Origin of the sequence: Kitasatospora sp. NBC_00374, from assembly GCF_041434935.1 — a bacterium.
GTDB lineage: Bacteria > Actinomycetota > Actinomycetes > Streptomycetales > Streptomycetaceae > Kitasatospora.
Window position 1 is genome coordinate 4,343,331 of sequence record NZ_CP107964.1, and the last position, 20,349, is coordinate 4,363,679.

Consider the following 20,349-nt stretch of genomic DNA (forward strand, 5'->3'; position numbering starts at 1 on the left):
GGCCGCGGGTCTCCGCGGCCGCCCCCGGGGTGAGGGTCAGACCCAGCTGGTGCCGGTGAGCCGCTCGTAGGCCTCGATGTACTTGGCCCGGGTGTGCTCGACGATCTCGGGGGGCAGCGGCGGCGGCGGCAGCTCGCTGTGGCGGTCCCAGCCGGAGGCGGGCGAGGCCAGCCAGTCGCGGATGATCTGCTTGTCGAAGGACGGCTGGTTCCGCCCCGGCTGCCACTCGTCGGCCGGCCAGAAACGCGAGGAGTCCGGCGTGAGCACCTCGTCGCCGATCACCAGCTCGCCGTCCAGCAGACCGAACTCGAACTTGGTGTCGGCCAGGATGATCCCGCGCTCGCGCGCGATGTCCCGGGCCCGGCCGTACACGGCGAGCGTGGTCTGCCGGAGCGTGGCGGCCAGCTCGGCGCCGATCCGCCGCGCGGTCTCCTCGTAGGGGACGTTCTCGTCGTGCTCGCCGACCTCGGCCTTGAGGGCCGGGGTGTAGATCGGGGCCGGCAGCTCGGAGCCGTTGTCCAGGCCCTCCGGGAGGGCGATGCCGCAGACGGTGCGGTCGGCCCGGTACTCCTCCAGGCCGGAGCCGGCCAGGTAGCCGCGGGCGACGCACTCGACCGGCACCATCTCCAGGCTCCGGCAGACCAGCGTGCGGCCCTTCCAGTCGGCGGGCGCCCCGACCGGGACCTCGGTGGAGACGACGTGGTTGGGCACCAGGTCGACGATCCGCTCGAACCACCACAGCGAGAGCTGGGTGAGGATGCGGCCCTTGTCCGGGATCTCGTTGGGCAGCACCCAGTCGAAGGCCGAGGTGCGGTCGCTGGCCACCATCACCAGGTCGCCGTTCTCGGCGCGGTACAGGTCGCGCACCTTGCCGGTGTGCAGGTGGACCAGGCCGGGCACCTGGACCGGCTCGGGCTTGGTGACAAATCCGCTCAAGGTCGTCTCAGTCCTCAGGGGTGGTTCGCGTTTCTGCGGGCCGCGAAGGGGGAGGTCACTGCCCCCGAGTCTGTCATGACCCGCCACCCGGCCCCGCCTGCCTCCCCACCGGCCCGGCGCTCATCCCTCCTTGCAGAGGTGGTCGAGCAGGTTGGCGGTGGCCCGCTGGATCCGCTCGTCGGTGTGGCCCGGCCGGTCCAGCGCGGGCGACCACGCGAACGTCCCGGCCGAGAAGACGTACGCACCGCTGGGCGCCCGGTAGAGCGAGGTCTCCTGGTGCGCGGGCCGGCCCTCGGAGTCCCGGTAGGGCGAGTGGGCCAGCAGGATCCGCTCGGTGTGCTCGGGCAGCGCGACCCTGGGGAAGTAGCGGTCCGCCTCCCCGGCGACCAGCCCGGGCACCTCGCCGCCCTCGGCGAGCCCGGTGCCCGCCCAGAGCCAGTGGGTGGTGTTGCGGGCCACCAGCGGCACCGGCTCGGGCACGCTGCCCGCGTACTGGATGCCCAGCAGGTGCTGCTCGGGCTCGCCCGCGTCCCGCCACAGCGCGCTGCCCGCGCCCGCCGCCCCGGTGGCCGGCATCCCGGCCGGAACGCGCTGGCGCTTGCGGCAGTTGAGCAGCCGGTTCGGCTCGCCGGAGGGCCCGGCCGTGAGGTCGACCCGCCAGTACATGGTGTTGGCGGACAGGAACACCAGGGACGTCCCGGCGTCCCTGGCCCGCTCCACGGCCCGCCGCATCGGTTCGGACCAGTACTCGTCGTGCCCGGGGAAGATCAGGGCCCGGTGCCGGGTCGGATCGACCAGCCCGGCGTGCAGGTCGGAGGCGGTGGCGTAGGAGAGGTCGTAGCCGTAGCGCTCGGCCCAGCGGATGAAGTCGTAGGCGTGGCCGACGTGCAGCGGCAGCCCCGCCCCCGCGTGCGGGCGGTCGAAGGAGACCGTGACGGCCGCCCCCGACTCGCCGGCGAGCCGGCCCTCGCCGTCCCAGGCGTGGTAGAGGCTGGCCCCGGTGCGCCCGTCCTCGGGGAACAGGTTGTACGCCTGCCAGGTCACGTCCGGCAGCACCAGCAGCAACTCCGGTGCCGGGACGGGCCGTTGTGCCGGCGCCTCGGCAGGCCGAGCCGGGCCGGCCTGGTCCGCCGCGTCCCGCACGGTGAACGGGATGTGGTTGCGGTGCAGGTTGTCGGCGGTGGTCAGCACCGCGACGTACGCGCCGGGCCGCCAGTGCGACGGGATGTGCAACCGCCAGGACTGCCACCAGTGGTGGCACGAGACGGTGCGGCCGACCACCAGCGGCGCGGCCTGTGCGAGGCCCGCGATCAGCGGGCTGGAGGTGACCAGGTGCGCGCCGTCGCCGCCGTAGTGGCCGATTCGGTAGACGTCCACGGTGAACTCGCGCGGCGGGTTCACCGTCACCCGGAAGTCCACCGCGCCGCCGGGGCGGATCACCCCGGCCGAGGCGAAGCCCTTGATCTGCTGGTCGACGTCGTCCGAGGTCTTCGGGGTGCCGACCGGCGGCTTGGGCCGCGGCCCGGTCAGCGGCTCCTGACCCGGCGCGTCCACGCTGACGTACCAGGGGACGGTGGCCTCGACCCCCGCCAGGTACTCGTCGGGACTCCGCAGCCAGGGCAGCGGGCCCTGGCCGAACGGGTCGGACACGCTGTGCGCCAGCGTGGCGGACTCCCAACGGCGGTTGAGTTCTCTCCCCACGCGCCCTCCCCACCAGCACGTCGCACGATCTCCCCGGTGGCACTTGCCAGACGGATGTGCGTGCGGTCCAGCACACCACACAATGCTGGCGCTGCGTCACCCAACGGTAGCAACTAGTGGTGTGGAAACTCCGATTCGGCCACCCGGCCGGCGGCCGCGGGCCACTCAGCCCGGGAGCCGGACCGGCCGCTCCAGCCGGATCCCGGCCGACTCCAGCCAGGCCCGCAGCGGCTTGTCCTCGCCCTGCTCGACCGCCCGGGCCACGGCCGGGCCCGGCTCGCCCCGGCGGCCACCCGCCATGAGCAGCACCGGACCGTCCAGCCAGTCCAGACCGGGAGTGGCGACGCCGGTGTCGACGGCGGCGCAGCAGACCATCGCCGTCACGTGCTCGACCAGCAGTTCCCGCCCGCTGCGGACCGCCGGCAGCGGGGGCGCGACCCGGGCCGCGCACGCCGCCTGGCCGGCGAGCGCGGCGGCGAGCGCCTCGCTCTCGCCGCCGGCCAGCCGGGCGAGCAGCCGGGTGAGCGTCGGGGCGGCGGAAGGGCCGATCGGCCCGGCCCCGTCCAGCGCCGCCTGGAGGGCGACGGCCTGGACCCGCCAGCCGTGGTCGACCACCTCGGCCGGGTAGTCGGCCCAGTCCAGCGGCTGCCAGCCGCCCTCCGGCGGCTCGTGCAGCAGGCCGGCGGCGAGCAGCGAGACGGCCTCGTCGACCCGGCCGGGCTCCTCCAGCAGGTCGCAGGCGGGCCGGTCGCCGAGCCGGGTCTCGTAGCTGTCGGCCAGCCGGTCCCGGCGGGACAGATCGGTCAGCGCGGAGACCACCCCGGCGTTCAGGTGGTCGGGGTGCCGGCCGAGCCGCCAGGCGGGCAGCGCGACCCGGGTGAGCAGCCTGTCCCAGCCCGCGTAGGCGAGGCCGACCTGCTCCTGGGCGGCGATCCGCAGGCCGTAGTCGACGGCCCTGGCCTGCTCCGAGGCCCAGGCGGCGACCGCCCGCTCCAGCTCGGCGGAGTGCTCGCGGCAGGCGGCGAGCAGGGCGCGGTTGATCCGGTCGATCAGTGCGGCCGGGCCACGGTGGCGGGTGCCCAGGGCCGCGTCCAGGCCGCGGACGAACCGGCGGGCGGCGGCGATGTCCGGGTCCGCCGAGGCGGCCGCGCCGGCCACCACGGGGGCGAGCAGCGCGCGCAGTTCGGCGGCCCGCATCCACCACAGGAACGGCGAGCCGATCACCAGCACCGGCGCGGGTGGGGCGGCCCGGCGGCCGCGCCGCAGCGGCCGGCCGTCCTCCAGCCAGCTGTCGCAGTCCGGGGTCAGGGCGATGCCGGCCGGGGCGGGCACCTCCAGGCGGTCGGCCAGCTCGCCGATCAGTCGGTGCAGCTCGGGCGCCGACGGCTCCGGAACCGGGACGGCCGGGGTGACCGGCGGCTCCGCCCTGGCGTGGGAGCGGGCCACCAGGCCGGCCAGCAGCAGGGTGACGGCGGCGACGCCGCAGACCGCCCAGCGGACGGCGTCCCAGCCGGGCCCGTCCGGGGAGCCGGGTGCGCCGATCCGGCCGGTGAACCGCCCGGCGAGCAGCACGACACCGACGGCGGCGGGCAGCACGGCGGCGGCCAGGGCCAGCCCGCGGACCCTCAGCACGGCCTGGGCACGTGCACGGGCAGCGTAGGCAGCGGCCATACGGCGCGACACCCCCTTCGCGGCACTCGGTTGCCGCTACGACCGGTGATCCGCTGGGACCAGCGATCAGGACATCCGAGACCTCTCGGAAACGATCAATATCCGAACGGGAAACGGCGGAGCCGACCCCCGGTTGTGCATCCTGCGTGGCACTTCTGACAGTTTTGACGCCCGCGTGCAGCTGGGTGTTCCGAATCACCTGGGTTTCCACCCGTCCTGGTGACGGCTCGCACACACCACCGGCCCCAGCATCCCCCCGGAACGGCCCCACCGACGGCGGCGGGCCGCAACGGCACCCAGCAGGCCGCGGCGATCCAGCGCACCCTACGGCCGTCCGTCGCACTACGTCAGCCGGATACCCAAGGAGTCACCCGATGGGCTGGAAATCCTCGGCCGGCCGCGCCCGGCACGGCCCCACCGGAAAGCGGACGGGCGCCGCTGCCGGACGGGTGGTCCGGCGGCGGCGCCCTGCCCGGCGCGGGGTCGGTGGGGCCGACGGAGGTCGCGGGCCTACTCCCCCGCGGCCTTGAGCGCGATGTCGGTGCGGTGCTGCGCGCCCTTGAAGGCGATCCGGGACACGCCCGCGTAGGCGCGGGTCCTGGCCTCGGCCAGGTCGGTACCGACCGCGGTGACGGACAGCACCCGGCCGCCGGCCGTGAGCACCCGGCCGTCCTCGTCCGCCCGGGTACCGGCGTGCAGCACGAAGACCGTGCCGTCGGCGGCGTCCGCCTCGGCCAGGCCCTCGATCACGTCACCGGTGCGCGGGTCCGCCGGGTAGCCCTCGGAGGCCAGCACCACGGTGACGGCCGCGCCGTCGTGCCAGCGCAGCGGTTCCAGGGTGTCGAGGGTGCCCTTGGCGGCGGCCAGCAGGACGCCCGCCAGCGGGGTCTCCAGCCGGGCCAGCACGACCTGGGTCTCCGGGTCGCCGAAGCGCGCGTTGAACTCGATCACCCGGGTGCCGCGCGAGGTCAGCGCGAGGCCCGCGTAGAGCAGGCCGGAGAACGGGGTGCCCCGGCGGCGCAGCTCGTCCACGGTCGGCTGCAGGACGGTGTCCAGCACCTCCTGCACCAGGCCCTCGGGGGCCCAGGGCAGCGGGGAGTACGCGCCCATGCCGCCGGTGTTGGGGCCCTCGTCGCCGTCCAGCGCCCGCTTGAAGTCCTGCGCGGGCACCAGCGGCAGCACCGTCTCGCCGTCGGTGACCGCGAACAGCGAGACCTCGGGGCCGTCCAGGTACTCCTCGATGACCACCTGGTCGCAGGCCGCGGCGTGGGCCAGCGCGGCGTCCCGGTCGGAGGTGACCACCACGCCCTTGCCGGCCGCCAGGCCGTCGTCCTTGACCACGTACGGGGCGCCGAAGGCATCCAGTGCCTCGGCGGCCTGGGCCGGGGTGGTGCAGACGTAGGCGCGCGCGGTGGGCACACCGGCCCCGGCCATCACGTCCTTGGCGAAGGCCTTGGAGCCCTCCAGCTGGGCGGCCCGGCCGGACGGGCCGAAGACCGGGATGCCGGCCGCGCGCACGGCGTCGGCGACGCCCGCGACCAGCGGGGCCTCCGGGCCGACCACGACCAGGTCGGCGGCCAGCCGCTGGGCGAGCGCGGCGACGGCCGCTCCGTCCAGCTGGTCGACCGGGTGGACCGTCGCCGCCTGCGCGATCCCGGCGTTGCCCGGGGCGCAGTGCAGTTCGCTGACGGCGGGATCTTGGGACAGGGAGCGGCACAGGGCGTGTTCGCGGGCGCCGCCGCCGATGACGAGGACCTTCACGTCTGGAAGGGTAGTCGGTGGCCTGTTCACGGCCGCCCGCGGCTCCGTCGGAACCTCCGAATCGCCCCGGCTGGGGGCACTTGCGGGCTGGAGGAACCTCCAGACTTTCGCCCCGGCGCGCCCCCGAGTCAGTGACCGGCGTCACTCACGCCTCGCTCGGAAGGGTGAAATCTCGCCACCCGCCGCAACCCTCTCACCTCGCCTTCCGGAGGTGAATTCCGATAACGATCACCGCCGAAGCGCCCCCACGGTCAGCCATTTGGCGGTAAGAAGTGCTGTTGGACCAATGACCGGACACCGGCCGGGACGCGACACCATGGGCGGCCCACCCCCGCGCGCGGGTCCGGCCGGCCGGACCCCGCATCGGCCAGCACGACCCCCAGCCCGAAGCAGCATCCGTTCCACATACGGTCAGTCCCGGTACCCGCCGGGCCTCCGCAGTCACCCCGCCACAGGGAGCGCCACAGGTGAGCCAGCCGGAAATGCAGCCCGAGGAGAGTGCCTGGGGCAAGGACGTCGGCGAGGAGGACCAGCCCGTCCTGCCCGTCGCCGCCGGGCGCACCCCCACCCGCCGCCGCGCCGACCTGAGCGCGCGCCAGTTCCCGCTGGGCGACTGGGGCGAGCCGGCCGAGCGGCTGGAGGAGCTCTACCGCTGGTCCGAGGAGCGCGCGGTCGAGGCGATCGACTGGTACCGCCGGGACCGGGTCTGGAAGCGCCGCTGGGCCCGGCTGCTGCGGTTCGGAGCGGGGGTGTTCGCGGTCGGCGGGGTGAGCGTCCCGCTGGTGGCGCTGACCGGGGCGCTGGAGCGGGCGGCCGAGTGGGGCTACGTCGGGCTGGCGCTGTCGGCGGCCTGTCTGCTGGCCGACCGGGCCTTCGGCCTCACCTCGGGCTGGATGCGCGACGTCTCCACCGCCCAGGCGCTGCAACGGCGTTTGGAGGCCTTCCAGTTCGACTGGGCCTCGGAGTGCGTGCGCGAGGTGCTCGGCCCCACCGAGGGCACCGCGGGCGAGGCCGCCGAGCGCTGCCTCGGCGTGCTGCGGCGGTTCTGCGAGGACGTCTCCGACATGGTCCGCAGCGAGACCTCGGAGTGGATGCTGGAGTTCCGGGCCTCGATGACCCAGCTGCCCACCCAGTCCCCCGGTCTGTGGGGCGGCCGCAGCGAGAGCGGGATGGGCGCCCAGGTACGGGTGCTGCCGCCGCCGGGCACCCGGCCGACCATGCCGCGCCAGCGTCCGCCGGAGGGCCCGCTGCGCTGACCGGCGCCCGAGCCCCGCGGCCGGCCCTGCGTCCGGCCGGACGGTCCCGGGGCCGCTCGGGGCGGGCCCGGCGCGGCCGAGCGCGACCCGGGACGGGTCAGGGCGGGCCAGGACGGGCAGGGGCGGCTCGGGTCAGGCGAAGACCACCATCGAGCCCTGGGTGACGCTCCGGGTGGCCGCCGCGTAGAGCCCGGCCCAGGCGTGCCGTTCCCGCGCGTACGGGTGCAGGTCGTCCAGCGGCGGGCCGAACGGCTGCTGCAGTTCGGTCGGACCGAGCGGCCGGGTGGGCGCCGGCGGGTTGAGCGGGTCGATGCCCAGCACGGGTGCCACCGCCTGGAGTTCACGCAGCAGACCGTACGAGGAGCCGAGCGGGCCGCCGGCCGCGAGCAGTGCGTCGTCCACCAGCGGCAGCTGGAAGTCCACCGGCACGTAGGCGCCCGCGTGGTCGAAGTGCCAGACCAGGTGGGACTGTTCGGCGGTCGACTCGAACATCTCCAGGAGCTGCTCGTAGTCACCGCCGAGGGCGTCCACCGGAGTGATCTCGAAGCCGGTGAGGCCGAGCATGTAGGCCCGGCGCAGGAAGTGCAGCGAGTCGTAGTCGAAGGCGGCTATCGGCTCGACCTCTCCGCTGATCCCGGGCAGGTACTGGTAGACCGGCACCTCGGGCAGGCCGTTGGCGGCGAGCACCGAGTTGTAGCGGACCAGGTCGTCCCGGAACGGATTCTCGGGGCTGTGGGTCAGGACGTCCACGAGCGGGACGAGCCAGAGGTCGCAGGCCATGGGCCGGCTCACCCTTCCGGTGGGCGGGCGCCGGGTGCGCGGGGCACGACGGCGGGCGGGCAATGACGGCCCACCCTACCGGCCCGGCGCGGGCTCCCCGCTCTCCGGCTGCGGCAGCCTCAGCGGGCGGCCGAACCTCCCGGGCGGGACGAACCGGGGCAGCGGCACCCGGCCCAGCCCGAGCCCCGGCCCCGCGGCCGGCTGTCCGGCGGCCCCGCCCTCGGCCCCGGCCGGCTCGACGGGCTCGGCCTGAACCGGCTCGGGCGGCCGCGGCCCCCGCAGCAGCGCCAGCACCGAGACCGACTCCACCGGCTGCCCGGTGAGCCGGGCCAGCAGCTCCACCGTGAACAGGTTGTAGTCGTTGACCACGCGCTGGGCGCCGGGGATGTCCTGGGCCTCGATCCGGTCCACCAGTTCGCCGTGCCGGTCCCAGCAGACGCCGCCGAGGTCGTCGGCCGCCCGCAGGTACGGGGCCGCGAACATCCAGGACTGCACCCGCAGCCAGCCGAGGTAGTCGGCGATCCGGGCGTTGCCCAGCAGGGCCGAGGCCTCCTGCCAGAACCTCAGGTCGCAGCCGACCAGCACGTCCAGCTGCCCGGCCCGGGAGGCCTGGGTCGCCGCGGTGGCCCGGCGGCGCAGCGAGGGGAGCCGGCGCCAGTCGTAGCCCGTCGGCCGGACCAGCAGCTGGCGGATCGCACTGTCGGTGAGCAGGGTGCGGGCCTCGAAGATCTCCACGAAGTCGGTCCAGCCGAACTCCGGCACCGTGAAGCCGCGGTGGTGCTCGGCCCGGAGCAGCCCCTGCGCCGCCAGGTCGACCAGCGCCTCACGGGCCGGGGTCGCCGAGACCCCGTACAGCTCGGCGATCTCCTTGACGGTGAAGTTGCGGCCGGCCGGGAGGCGGCCGGCCATCATCTCCTCGCGCAGCGCGTCGGCGATCTGCTCCCGCAGGCTGTTGCGTTTGATCGGGGAGCGCCCGTCCGGGCCCGCCGCCGCGGCGGCCTGCGGCAGCCCGAAGCCGGACAGGCCGGGGCCGGCACCGGGCATGCGGGACTCGGGCACCCGGACCTCCCCTCCTCCACAGGCCTGAACGCGACGCAGGCTCACCTTCTCAAAAGTTGCGCACACGGGTGCCAAGCATGTCAAGCATCCGCAAAAGCGGACCTAATCACAGGGCCCGGTCGGCCGCCCGGACGGGCGGGCCCGGTCAGCGCTGGACGGGGGCGGGAATCCCCAGCAGGCGGTCCCGGTGCACGGGGAACTCCGCCCGGGCCTTGGCCACCTCGGCCGGGTCGAACTCCACCGTCAGGATCTCCTCGTCGGGCCCCGCCTCGGCCAGTACCCGGCCCCACGGATCGACCACCAGGCTGTGCCCGCCCTGCTCCACTCCGCCGTGGGTGCCCGCGGTGTTGCAGGCCAGTACGTACGCCTGCTCCTCCACCGCCCGGGCCCGGGCGAGCAGCGTCCAGTGCTCCCGCCGGCGGGCCGGCCAGGCGGCCGGGACCACCAGCAGTTCGGCACCGGCGTCCAGCAGGGCCCGGAACAGCTCGGGGAAGCGCAGGTCGTAGCAGGTGGCCAGGCCGATCCGGCCGAGGTCGGTGGCGGCCGTGACGATCTCCTGCCCGGCACCCATCACCACCGCCTCGCCACTGTCGAAGCCGAACCGGTGGATCTTCCGGTAGGTGTGCGCCAGCTCGCCGTCGGGCGCGAAGAGCAGCGAGGTGTTGTAGATCGGGCCGTCGGGATCCCGCTCGACGATCGACCCCGCGTGCAGCCACGCCCCGGCCGCCGCGGCCGCCGCCGACATCGCCTCCGCGGTCGGACCGTCCAGCGTCTCGGCCCCCGGCCCCCAGGCCTCGTACGCGAAGCCCCCGAGCGGCCACAGCTCCGGCAGGACCACCAGGTCGGCCCCCTGCTGGGCGCGCACCAGCGCGGCGGCCCTGGCCCTCCGCTCGGCGGGCGGCTCGGAGTCGGAGACCGCGAGTTGGATCAAAGAAGCGCGCACAGTACCACCGTCCACGACAAGAGTCCTACGATCATCACCCGAAAGCGCTGCCCTGCTGTCACCCGGCAGCGTAACGTGCGGGTAGCGCGTGCGCCCGGAAGCTCAGGAGTCTCCCCATCTCCCCGGGCCGCGTGGGACGGAAGCTGACGGAGGACCGGAGATTCCCGTGACGGAGAACCAGACCGTGCAGGCGTACACCGACGCGTGGCTCCACTCCATCGAGTCGATAACCGAACTGCTCGCCCCGCTGCCCACCGACGCGTGGAACCGGGCGACCGAGTGCCCCGGCTGGTCGGTACGGGACGTGGTCTCGCACATCATCGGCGTGGAGTCCGAACTGCTCGGCGACCCCCGGCCGATCCACTCGCTCCCGCGCGACCTGCGGCACGTCACCGGCGAGTTCGCCCGGTACATGGAGCTGCCGGTGGACAAGCGCCGCTGCCACACCCCGGTCGAGCTCACCGGCGAGCTGGAGTACACCGTCATCCGGCGCTCGCGCGCCCTGCGCAACGCCAAGCAGGGCCCCGAGGACCTGGTCCGCTGGCCGGCCGGCCCGCTCTCCCGCGACGTCCCCTACACCCAGCTGCTGCGCACCCGGGCCTTCGACGTCTGGGTGCACGAGCAGGACCTGCGGCGTGCGCTGCGCGCCCCCGGCAACCTCGACTCGCCCGCCGCCGCGGTCACCCGCGACTACCTGGTCGAGGGCCTGCCCCGGGTGGTCGCCAAGCTGGCCGGCGCCCCGGCCGGCACGGTGGTCGCCGTCGACGTGACCGGACCGCTGGAGTTCCGGCGCACCGTCCGCGTCGACGAGACCGGCCGCGGCAGCGTCGACGCCTCGGTCACCCTGGCGCCGGACGTCCGGCTCACCCTCGACTGGGAGACCTACGTCCGGCTCGCCTGCGGGCGGGTCCGGCCGGAGGCCGTCGCGGGCGCCGTCCGGGTCGCCGGTGACACGGAGTTGGCGGCGCGGGTGCTCGCCCAGTTCGCACTGACACCCTGATCCTCGGGACGATCCCGCATGACACCCGATCAGGTGTGCGCGGACGATCGCACGCCGGGCGGTGCACCCCGCACTCCCGTACGTCCCCGTGGTGCCGGTACGCCACTCGTTCGGCCTCGTTGTTCCGGGCAGCCCATCACCGAGCGTGAAGGAGGGGCGGCAGTGAACGACGAGGCCGACATGGTGTTGGTGAGGACGAGCTTTCCGGTCACCGGACAGCCGATCCGGGTCGTGATGATCGACAGTGCGCCGTGGTTCGTCACGGCGGACGTGTGCAGGGTGCTGGGGAGGAGTAATCCCAGCGAAGCGCTGAGGATCGTGCGCGAGGTCGACGCCCGCACGGTGGACCTCCGCGCGGTAACCCTCAGAAATTCTGAGGGTAATGACGTTTCCGCAGGTGAGAAACCCTACACACGCGGCAACCCGGCGGTCGGGGTGGTGAGCGAGTCCGGCCTCTACACCTTGATCATGAGGTCGACGAAGCCCTCCGCCAAACCCTTCCAGGAGTGGGTCACCGGCGAGCTCCTGCCCTCGATCCGGCGCGGCGACACCGATCTGCCGGAGCAGCAACGGCGGATGGCCGAGAGCCTGTCCGAGGCGGTCGGGCAGCGGGTGCAGATCCTCGCGGAGATCGACCACCTCGACGGCGCCGGCATCCACATCCGCTCCGACGGGGAGGTGCACTGCCGGCACGGTCGGATGGAGCTCCACACGCCGGATCCGGGGCAGGACAGCGGACCGCCGTTCGGCCCGTCCTACGAGTGCACCAGCGTCGAGCGGGTCGGCATCCGGGGCGGCCGGGCGATCCGCCGCTGCGCCCGGCTCAAGGTGGTGGACATGGTGCGCCATCTGGCGAACGCCCCCAAGCCGCAGCCGGGCCCGTACGCCGGGCCGCTGGTCTGCGAGTTCGGCCGGGCGCGGATCTACGGCGAGGCGCCCGACATCGCGGACCTGCTGCGGGAGGCCGGGGAGCTCTGACCGGCGCGGCGCCGCAGGGCCGGCCGGTCGGTCAGCCCTGCGGTGCCCGCCGCACCGCCCGCCGCAGGCGCAGGATCATCGTCGTGCCGACCGCCAGCAGCAGGAACTGCCAGCAGAACGCCCACCGGTACGTCTGCGCGGTGTATCCGCCCCCTCCCGAGAGCGCGTCGAGCAGCACCCCGATACCCAGCAGGGTGAGCATCGCCCCGATGAAGCCGCCCATGTTGGCGATGCCCGAGGCGGTGCCGAGCCGCTCCCCGGGGTTGTACGCCCGGGCGTAGTCCAGCCCGACCAGCGAGCCGGGGCCGTTGCTGCCCATCACCAGCAGCAGCACCACCAGCAGCCAGAGCGGCGGGTGTCCGCCGGGCCAGGCGAGGACGACCGCCCAGCACAGCCCGGTGGCGGCGACGACCGTCAGGGCGATCGGCATCCGGGCGGCGGTCGAGCGCGAGACCAGCCGGCCGAAGAGCACCCCGAAGGCCATGTTGCTGAACACCAGCAGGGTGAGCAGCCCGCCCGCCTCGCCCCTGGTCATGCCCTGGCCCTCGACCAGGTAGGGCAGCCCCCAGAGCAGGCCGAAGGCGGCGGCGGGGAAGGCGGTGGTGAAGTGCACCCACATGCCGAGCCGGGTGCCGGGCTCCTGCCAGGCCTCGCGGATCTGCCGTCGTACCGACGGCCGCCCGTCCGTCGGGGGGCCGGCCGGTCCGGGGCGGCCCGACCCGGCCGGCGCCTCCCGGAGCACCAGGGCGACCAGGGCGAAGACCGCGATCCCGGCCAGGGCGATGACGCCGAAGGAGAAGGTCCAGCCCTCCCGGTGCAGGGCCTCGGCCAGCACCACGGTGGTGACCAGGTTGCCGCCCATTCCGGCGAGTCCGGTCAGCTGGGCGACCAGCGGGTTCTGCGCGGCCGGGAACCACCGGGCGGCCACCCTCAGCACGCTGATGAAGGTCATCGCGTCACCGCAGCCGAGCACCGCGCGCGAACCGAGCGCCGGGCCGAACGAGGCGCTCAGCGCGAAGGCGAGCTGGCCGACACTCATCAGCAGCACGCCGAGCAGCAGCACCCGCCGCGGCCCGAAGCGGTCGACCAGCAGTCCGACGGGTATCTGCATGGCCGCGTAGACCAGTACCTGCACGATCGAGAAGGTGGACAGGGCGGAGGCGCCGATGCCGAACCGCTCGGTGGCGTCCAGTCCGGCGACGCCGAGGCTGGTCCGGTGCACCACCGCGAGCACGTAGACGGTGCAGCCGACCGACCAGGCCAGCCAGGCACCCCGGCCGCCCGGCGGCCCCGCCGGGATCGGCACACCCGGCGGCCGAGGACCGGGCACGGGTACGGGTACGGAGCGAGCGGTGCCCACGGGGTCCACGGTCATAGTGGCCCAGGCTAGTCATCCCATCAATGGATCAATCCGGCAGGGCCCGTCGGAGCCCCGGCCCGGCCGCCCCCGTCAGCCGCCGACCGTCCAGGTCACCGTCCGGGTCATGAACTCGTCGCGGAACGCCTCGTCCCGCACCCAGTCGGTGGTGTCCGTGACGGTGGCGCGCACGGTCACCCGGTGGCCCGGGGCCAGCGGCAGCAGGCCGGTGTCCAACCAGGTCCGGTCCGTCGCCTGGGGCTCCACCGGGATCCCGTCCACCGTCCACTCCACCCGCAGCTGGCGGGGCCCGGTCAGCTGCAGCGGGTGGACGGTCAGGCGGGTCCGCCCGGCCACCGCGCCGGGTGCCGGGGTGGGCGGGTCCATCGGCCGGACCCGGCGGTAGATCTGCTCGATGATGGCCTCGCGGGAGGGAAGGTTGTAGGCGCCGCCGAGGGTGCGCATGACCGAGTCCTCGGTCGGCCGGTAGAGCCCGTTGGCACTGCGGTACGCCCCGATCTGGCCGCCGCCGTCGGGGGACTGCGCGTCCAGCCAGCGCCACCACTTCACCTTGTTCTGGCGCATCTGGTCGGCGTTGAGGGTGGACAGGTTCGGGTAGTCGGCGTCGTCCGGGGCACTGTCGTACTCGTCGCCCAGCTCTCCGACGGTGTGCCCGATCTCGTGCTGGATGATCCGGCCCGCGTCCGGGCTGCCGCCGGCCAGCGTGGTCACCCCGGTGCCGCCGGCGCCGCCGTACTCGCTGGAGTTGGCCAGCGCGATCAGGTACTGCGGGCCGTTGCTCTCACCGGCGAAGCGGGCGGTGGCGGACTCGTCGGCGCACAGCAGCCGGGCGGTGCCCTCGCACCAGAAGTGCATGCCGAGCGGGGTGCCGACCGCCCGGCCGTCGGTCTCGCCCTCGGCGATGCCTGCCGCCGGGGAGACCACGTCCACCCGCCTTATGTTGAAGAAGTCCTGGTAGCTGCGGAACGGCTCGATCTCCATCAGGGCGCGCCAGGCCCGGTCGGCCTGCTCCCGGAACATCCCCTGCTGCTCGGCGGTGTAGCCGTCGCCCAGCAGGACCAGCGTGATCCGGTTGGCCGGGTCCCCCGACCGCCGTATGTCGACGGTGGGCGCCGCAGGGGCCCTGAGGTCCGCCTGCTGGGGGCTGCGCGGTGGCGCCGCGTGGTCGATCAGCGGGCCGGCCGGCGGTCCTATCACCGTGGCCGGGGAGGGCGCGACGAGCTCCAGTACGGCGGGCAGGGCGGCGGCCGAGATCAGCACCAGCGCTGCGGTACTCCGGACGAAACGGCCATGAGTGCCAGACGGCATACGGGTCGTCCTCGGGGCTCCGGTCACCCGGCGGGGCGCGCGGGTGGGGGGTCGGAAAGACGTACCCGTCGCACACCGCGCCCGGTCGCCGCCGGGCCGAGGTTCGCCCCGCCGGCCCAGGCCCTCACCGGTCCGGCGCAGCCCGGCTGGCGAAGCCGGCCCGCAGGGCGCAGGGGCGCGCGCGTCACCGGGGCCTGCGGGCCGCCGCCCTGGGTGGCGCCCCGCCGCCGGCCGGACGACTCGGACGGCGGGTCAGCCGCTCCGCCGCCCGCCGAGCACCAGGTGGGTCGCAAGACCCAGCAGCAGACCCCAGAAGGCCGCTCCGATGCCGAACAGGCTCATCCCCGAGGCGGTGGCCAGGAAGGTCACCACGGCGGCGTCCCGGCCGTGTGGCTCGGTCAGGGCGACGGTCAGGCTGCCCTGGAAGGAGGCCAGCAGGGCGACCCCGGCGATCACCGCGATCAAGGCGTGCGGCAGTCCGGTGAACAGGCTGACCAGCACCCCGCCGAAGCTGCCCACCAGCAGGTAGAGGACGCCCGCGGACATACCGGCGACGTAGCGGCGGCGCGGGTCCGGGTGGCTCTCCGGGCTGGTGCAGATCGCCGCGGTGATGGCGGCCAGATTGATGCCCGGGGAGCCGAACGGCGCCAGCAGGACGGAGACCGCGCCGGTCGCGCCGATCAGCAACCGGTCGTCGGGCCGGTAGCCGGAGGCCCGCATGATGCCGAGGCCGGGCGCGTTCTGCGAGGCGAGCGCGACGATGGTGAGCGGAAGCGCCAGGCCCACCGTCGCCGCCCAGGACAGAGCCGGCACGGTGAGCACCGGCACGGTCGGCCCGCCCGAGCCGAGGTTGAGCGGCAGACCGACGGTCGCCGCCGCCAGCACCGCCCCGGCGAGCAGGGCCACCGGCACCGCGTACCGCGGCACCAGCCGCTTGGCCAGCAGGAACGCCGTGAAGCAGCCCAGGACCAGGACCGGGGCGCCGCGCAGTTCGGTGAAGATGCCCGCGCCGAAGGTGAACAGGATGCCCGCCAGCATCGCGTTGACGATCCCGGTCGGGATCGCCCGGACCAGCCGGCCGAACAGCCCGGTCAGCCCGAACAGCGCGACCGCGACACTGCTCAGGACGAAGGCACCGACCGCGTCCCGGTACGGGTACTGGCCGAGGCTCGCCACCAGCAGCGCCGCCCCCGGGGTGGACCATGCGGTGATCACCGGCGTCCTGGTCCACCAGGAGAGCAGCAGGCAGGTCAACCCGCTGCCGATGGACACCGCCCAGATCCAGGACGCGGTGTGCGCCGGGTCCAGGCGGCCCGCGGCCGCGGCGGCGAGCACCACGACGAGCGGGCCGGAGAAGGACACCGCGATGCACACCAGCCCGGCGAGCAGGGCCGGGAGGGAGACGTCCCGGCGCAGCGAGGGTCCCGGGCCGGGCGGCTCGGCAGGGTCGGGGGACTGGACGGTGGAGCGCTGGACTATCGAGGGGTCGGCCACCCGAGCAGTATCCCGTCAGGCCGTTCGGGACTCCCGGAAATAACCTCGGACCCACCTGCAACCCCCGGCGGGGACGCACGTCCAAGAGTGCGAGTGAGCGGAACCAGGCCCCGCCACGCCGGCTCCGGCCCCGTCCGAGGCCGCCGAGCAGGCCGCCGCCGCACGGGCCGCCGCCCCGAAGCCCGCGGCCGCGCAGGCCGCGGCGCACCAGACCGCCCCCCAGCGCCCCGCCCGGCCCGCGGTCACCGCGGCCGTGGACGGCGCCGAGCCCGTCGCGGAGCTGGCCGAGACCGGTCCTTCCGCACCCACCGGCTTCCTGTTCGGCTCGGCCGCCGTCTGCCCGCTGTTCGGCCTCGGCGTGCTGTACGGCGTCCGCCGGATCGGCCGGCGCTGAGCCGCCGCCCGCACGCGGACGGGCCCCGCACCTCCGGGAGAGGTGCGGGGCCCGTCCGTTCGTCCGTGCCGTCAGCCCCAGGTGATGAGGCGCTTCGGCCGCTCCAGGATCGCCGCGGTGTCCGCGAGGACCTTGGAACCGAGCTCGCCGTCGACCAGGCGGTGGTCGAAGGACAGGGCCAACGTGGTGACCTGGCGGGGCACCACCTTGCCCTTGTGCACCCACGGCAGCTCCCGGACCGCGCCGAAGGCCAGAATGGCGGCCTCGCCGGGGTTGAGGATCGGGGTGCCGGTGTCGACGCCGAAGACGCCGACGTTGGTGATGGTGATCGAGCCGCCCTGCATGTCCGCCGGGGAGGTCTTGCCCTGGCGGGCGGTGTCGATCAGGTCGCCGAGCGAGACCGCCAGCTGGGGCAGGGTCTGGGAGCCGGCGTCCTTGATGTTCGGGACGATCAGCCCGCGCGGGGTGGCGGCCGCGATGCCGAGGTTGACCTGGCCCTTGAGGACGATCTCCTGGGCCGCCTCGTCCCAGCTGGCGTTGACCTCCGGGTAGCGGCGGACGGCCGTCAGCAGCGCCTTGGCGACCAGCAGCAGCGGGCTGACCCGCACGCCCTGGCCCAGCTCGCCGGTCTCCTTGAGCTTGCGTACCAGCTTCATCGTCCGGGTCACGTCGACCTGGACGAACTCGGTCACGTGCGGGGCGGTGAAGGCCGAGGAGACCATCGCCGCGGCCGTGGCCTTGCGGACGCCCTTGACCGGGATCCGCACATCGCCGGCGCCGGTGGTGACCGCCGCGGCGACCGGCTGCGGCTCGGCCGCGAACACCGGAGCCTCGGCCGGGACGGCCACCGGCGCGACGGCGGAGTGCACGTCCTCACGGGTGATCACCCCGCCGGGGCCGGTCGCCACGATCGTGCGCAGGTCGATGCCGAGGTCCTTGGCGAGCTTGCGGACCGGCGGCTTGGCCAGCGGACGGTCGCCCTCGACGACGGGAGCGGCGGCCTGCACCGGCACCGCGACCGGCACCGGGACGGGGACGACGGGAGCCGGCGCCGCCACGGGCCGGGCCGGCGCAGCCGGCGCACGACGCGCCCGGCGCTGTGTGCCGCCCGTCCGCGGCCCGTACCCGACGAGCACCTCGCGGCGCTCCGGCACGGCCGCCTCGGCCCCGCCGGCGGCGGGGGCGGCGACGGGTGCGGCAGCGGCCGGGGCGGCGGGCTCGGCCGGGGCCGCGCCGGCGACCGCCACCGAGATGATCGAGGTGCCGACGTCGACCGTCGTCCCCTCGGGGAAGAACAGCTGCTCGACCGTGCCCGTGAACGGGATCGGCAGCTCGACCGCGGCCTTCGCGGTCTCGACCTCACAGACGACCTGGCCGTCCGTCACGGTGTCACCGGGCTTGACGAACCAGGTGAGGATCTCGGCCTCGGTCAGGCCTTCGCCGACGTCGGGCATCTTGAACTCGCGGAGCGAGCGAACTTCGGTGGTCACGGCTCTCGCTCCTCTCTCAGTACGCCAGGGCGCGGTCGACGGCGTCCAGCACCCGGTCCAGGTCCGGCAGGTACTGCTCCTCGACCCGCGACGGCGGGTACGGGGCGTGGTAGCCGCCGACCCGCAGGATCGGCGCCTCCAGGTGGTAGAAGCAGGTCTCGGTGAGCCGGGCGGCCAGCTCGGCGCCGAGGCCCAGGAAGACCGGGGCCTCGTGCACCACGATGCCACGCCCGGTGCGCCGCACCGACGCCTCGACGGTGGCGAAGTCGATCGGCGACAGCGAGCGCAGGTCCACGACCTCCAGGCTGCGGCCGTCCTCGGCGGCCGCCGCGGCGGCCTCGTGGCAGACCTTGACCATCGGCCCGTACGCGATCAGCGTCGCGTCGGTGCCCGGCCGGGCGATCCGCGCCGAGTACAGGTCCGTGGTGGGCGCGTCCTGCACCTCGCCCTTGTCCCAGTAGCGGCGCTTGGGCTCCAGGAAGATCACCGGGTCGTCCGACTCGATGGCCTGCCGGAGCATCCAGTGCGCGTCGTCGGCGTTGGACGGGCTGACCACCCGCAGGCCGGCGGTGTGCGCGAAGTACGCCTCGTGCGACTCGCTGTGGTGCTCGACCGCGCCGATGCCGCCGCCGTACGGGATCCGGATGGTGACCGGCATCTTCACGTGGCCGAGCGCGCGGGCGTGCATCTTGGCCAGCTGGGTGACGATCTGGTCGAAGGCCGGGTAGACGAAGCCGTCGAACTGGATCTCCACCACCGGGCGGTAGCCGCGCAGCGCGAGACCGATCGCGGTACCGACGATGCCGGACTCGGCGAGCGGGGTGTCGATCACCCGGTCCTCGCCGAAGTCCTTCTGCAGACCGTCGGTGATCCGGAAGACACCGCCGAGCTTGCCGATGTCCTCGCCCATGAGCAGGGTCTTCGGGTCGTTCTCGAGCGACTTGCGCAGCGCCTCGTTGAGCGCCTTGGCGATGCTGAGCTGACCTGCCATCAGAGGTTCTCCCCACCCTCGAAGGAGGCCGCGTACGCCTCGTACTCGGCCCGTTCCTCGGCTACCAGTGTGTGCGGCTCGGCGTACACGTGGTCGAAGATCAGGGTCGGGTCCGGGTCCGGCATGCTGCGCACGCCCTCGCGCACCCGCAGGCCCAGCTTCTCGCTCTGGGCCTCGACGTCGGCGAAGAACGCCTCGTCGGCGAGGCCCTCCTTGTCGAGGTAGGCCTTCAGCCGCAGGATCGGGTCCTTGGCCTTCCAGGCCTCGGTCTCCTCGGTGAGCCGGTAGCGGGTCGGGTCGTCGGAGGTGGTGTGCGCGCCCATCCGGTAGGTGAACGCCTCGATCAGCACCGGACCGGCGCCGGTCCGGGCGCGGTCCAGCGCCCAGCGGGTGACCGCGAGGCAGGCCAGCACGTCGTTGCCGTCGACCCGCACGCCGGGGAAGCCGAAGCCGGAGGCGCGGCGGTAGAGCGGGATCTTGGTCTGGGTGGTGGTCGGCTCGGAGATCGCCCACTGGTTGTTCTGGCAGAAGAACACCACCGGCGCGTTGTAGACCGAGGCGAAGGTGAACGCCTCGTTGACGTCGCCCTGGCTGGAGGCGCCGTCACCGAAGTACGCGATCACCGCGTCGTCCGCGCCGTCCTTGGTGATGCCCATCGCGTAACCGGTGGCGTGCAGGGTCTGCGAGCCGATCACGATGGTGTAAAGGTGGAAGTTCTTCTCGTTCGGGTCCCAGCCGCCGTGGTTCACGCCGCGGAACATGCCGAGCAGGTTCAGCGGGTCCACGTCCCGGCACCAGGCCACGCCGTGCTCCCGGTAGGTCGGGAAGGCGTAGTCGCCCGGCCGCATCGCGCGGCCGGAGCCGACCTGGGCGGCCTCCTGGCCGAGCAGCGAGGCCCACAGGCCCAGCTCGCCCTGCCGCTGCAGCGAGGTGGCCTCGGCGTCGAAGCGCCGGACCAGTACCAGATCGCGGTAGAGGGAGCGCAGCTCCTCCGGGGTGGTCTCCAGCGGGAACTCGGGGTGCTCGACCCGCTCGCCTTCCGGCGTGAGCAGCTGGACGAGCTCCGGCGGGGCGTCGGTACCCGTGCGGAGGTTGTCAGGGACGCCGGGGGCAGCCTTCTTGCGCGCCCTCGCCGTGCTTTTGACGGTCACGTTCACTCCTCGGTCTGTCCGGCCGCCCGGGGTCGCCGGTGCCGGTCCGGTCACCGCC

At 74.2% G+C, this 20,349-nt stretch carries 17 protein-coding genes; 4 read left to right on the forward strand and 13 right to left on the reverse strand.

Features of this window, described 5'->3' with window-relative positions; genetic code table 11:
* Positions 1 to 36: 36 nt before the first annotated feature.
* From OG871_RS19575 to purD, 4 genes are all read right to left on the reverse strand, one after another.
* Positions 37 to 936, reverse strand: coding sequence for a phosphoribosylaminoimidazolesuccinocarboxamide synthase (locus tag OG871_RS19575; RefSeq protein WP_371498247.1), 900 nt, complete (start codon positions 934 to 936; stop codon positions 37 to 39).
* Positions 937 to 1,056: 120 nt separating this feature from the next.
* On the reverse strand, positions 1,057 to 2,637 hold the full coding sequence (locus OG871_RS19580) for a N,N-dimethylformamidase beta subunit family domain-containing protein (RefSeq protein WP_371498248.1): 1,581 nt from the start codon (positions 2,635 to 2,637) through the stop codon (positions 1,057 to 1,059).
* Between the two features lie 165 nt (positions 2,638 to 2,802).
* Entirely contained in the window at positions 2,803 to 4,308 is a 1,506-nt protein-coding gene (locus OG871_RS19585) for a hypothetical protein (protein WP_371498249.1), read from the reverse strand.
* Between the two features lie 510 nt (positions 4,309 to 4,818).
* A complete protein-coding gene (gene purD / locus OG871_RS19590) occupies positions 4,819 to 6,069 on the reverse strand; it encodes a phosphoribosylamine--glycine ligase (protein ID WP_371498250.1) in 1,251 nt (416 codons plus the stop codon).
* Positions 6,070 to 6,536: 467 nt separating this feature from the next.
* Between purD and OG871_RS19595 the strand changes: the two genes are divergently transcribed.
* Positions 6,537 to 7,325, forward strand: a complete 789-nt coding sequence (locus OG871_RS19595) for an SLATT domain-containing protein (protein ID WP_371498251.1) — start codon at positions 6,537 to 6,539, stop codon at positions 7,323 to 7,325.
* Between the two features lie 132 nt (positions 7,326 to 7,457).
* On the opposite strand, the gene OG871_RS19600 is transcribed toward OG871_RS19595, so the two are convergent.
* The 3 genes from OG871_RS19600 to OG871_RS19610 form a co-directional block, all read right to left on the reverse strand.
* Entirely contained in the window at positions 7,458 to 8,105 is a 648-nt protein-coding gene (locus OG871_RS19600) for a hypothetical protein (RefSeq protein WP_371498252.1), read from the reverse strand.
* Positions 8,106 to 8,180: 75 nt separating this feature from the next.
* A complete protein-coding gene (locus tag OG871_RS19605) occupies positions 8,181 to 9,164 on the reverse strand; it encodes a GntR family transcriptional regulator (RefSeq protein ID WP_371498253.1) in 984 nt (327 codons plus the stop codon).
* Between the two features lie 145 nt (positions 9,165 to 9,309).
* Positions 9,310 to 10,107, reverse strand: coding sequence for a carbon-nitrogen family hydrolase (locus tag OG871_RS19610; RefSeq protein ID WP_371498254.1), 798 nt, complete (start codon positions 10,105 to 10,107; stop codon positions 9,310 to 9,312).
* A 166-nt stretch (positions 10,108 to 10,273) separates the two neighbouring features.
* Here OG871_RS19610 and OG871_RS19615 point away from each other — a divergent pair, with 166 nt between their 5' ends.
* Together OG871_RS19615 and OG871_RS19620 are read left to right on the forward strand one after the other, a co-directional pair.
* Positions 10,274 to 11,107 (forward strand): maleylpyruvate isomerase family mycothiol-dependent enzyme, encoded by an 834-nt coding sequence (locus OG871_RS19615; protein WP_371498255.1) that lies wholly within the window; start codon positions 10,274 to 10,276, stop codon positions 11,105 to 11,107.
* 162 nt (positions 11,108 to 11,269) lie between these two features.
* Positions 11,270 to 12,085 (forward strand): Bro-N domain-containing protein, encoded by an 816-nt coding sequence (locus OG871_RS19620; protein WP_371498256.1) that lies wholly within the window; start codon positions 11,270 to 11,272, stop codon positions 12,083 to 12,085.
* A 31-nt stretch (positions 12,086 to 12,116) separates the two neighbouring features.
* Here OG871_RS19620 and OG871_RS19625 read toward each other — a convergent pair whose 3' ends face one another.
* The 3 genes from OG871_RS19625 to OG871_RS19635 all read right to left on the reverse strand — a co-directional run bounded on the left by OG871_RS19625 (position 12,117) and on the right by OG871_RS19635 (position 16,265).
* Positions 12,117 to 13,460: a nitrate/nitrite transporter gene (locus tag OG871_RS19625; protein WP_371498257.1), complete on the reverse strand. Its 1,344-nt coding sequence runs from the start codon at positions 13,458 to 13,460 to the stop codon at positions 12,117 to 12,119.
* Positions 13,461 to 13,535: 75 nt separating this feature from the next.
* A complete protein-coding gene (locus tag OG871_RS19630; RefSeq protein ID WP_371498258.1) occupies positions 13,536 to 14,723 on the reverse strand; it encodes a M64 family metallopeptidase in 1,188 nt (395 codons plus the stop codon).
* Positions 14,724 to 15,023: 300 nt separating this feature from the next.
* Positions 15,024 to 16,265, reverse strand: a complete 1,242-nt coding sequence (locus OG871_RS19635) for a benzoate/H(+) symporter BenE family transporter (RefSeq protein WP_371498259.1) — start codon at positions 16,263 to 16,265, stop codon at positions 15,024 to 15,026.
* Positions 16,266 to 16,518: 253 nt separating this feature from the next.
* Between OG871_RS19635 and OG871_RS19640 the strand changes: the two genes are divergently transcribed.
* The gene (locus tag OG871_RS19640; protein ID WP_371498260.1) at positions 16,519 to 16,659 is read left to right on the forward strand and encodes a hypothetical protein; all 141 of its coding nucleotides are present in this window, start codon (positions 16,519 to 16,521) and stop codon (positions 16,657 to 16,659) included.
* Positions 16,660 to 16,730: 71 nt separating this feature from the next.
* Here OG871_RS19640 and OG871_RS19645 read toward each other — a convergent pair whose 3' ends face one another.
* Genes OG871_RS19645 through pdhA form a run of 3 tightly spaced genes read right to left on the reverse strand, consistent with a single transcriptional unit; the run spans position 16,731 to position 20,291 of the window.
* Entirely contained in the window at positions 16,731 to 18,149 is a 1,419-nt protein-coding gene (locus OG871_RS19645) for a dihydrolipoamide acetyltransferase family protein (protein ID WP_371498261.1), read from the reverse strand.
* A 16-nt stretch (positions 18,150 to 18,165) separates the two neighbouring features.
* Entirely contained in the window at positions 18,166 to 19,140 is a 975-nt protein-coding gene (locus tag OG871_RS19650; RefSeq protein ID WP_371498262.1) for an alpha-ketoacid dehydrogenase subunit beta, read from the reverse strand.
* Positions 19,140 to 20,291, reverse strand: a complete 1,152-nt coding sequence (pdhA, locus tag OG871_RS19655) for a pyruvate dehydrogenase (acetyl-transferring) E1 component subunit alpha (protein WP_371498263.1) — start codon at positions 20,289 to 20,291, stop codon at positions 19,140 to 19,142. The genes OG871_RS19650 and pdhA overlap by 1 nt, the downstream gene beginning before the upstream one ends.
* Between the last annotated feature and the right edge of the window lie 58 nt (positions 20,292 to 20,349).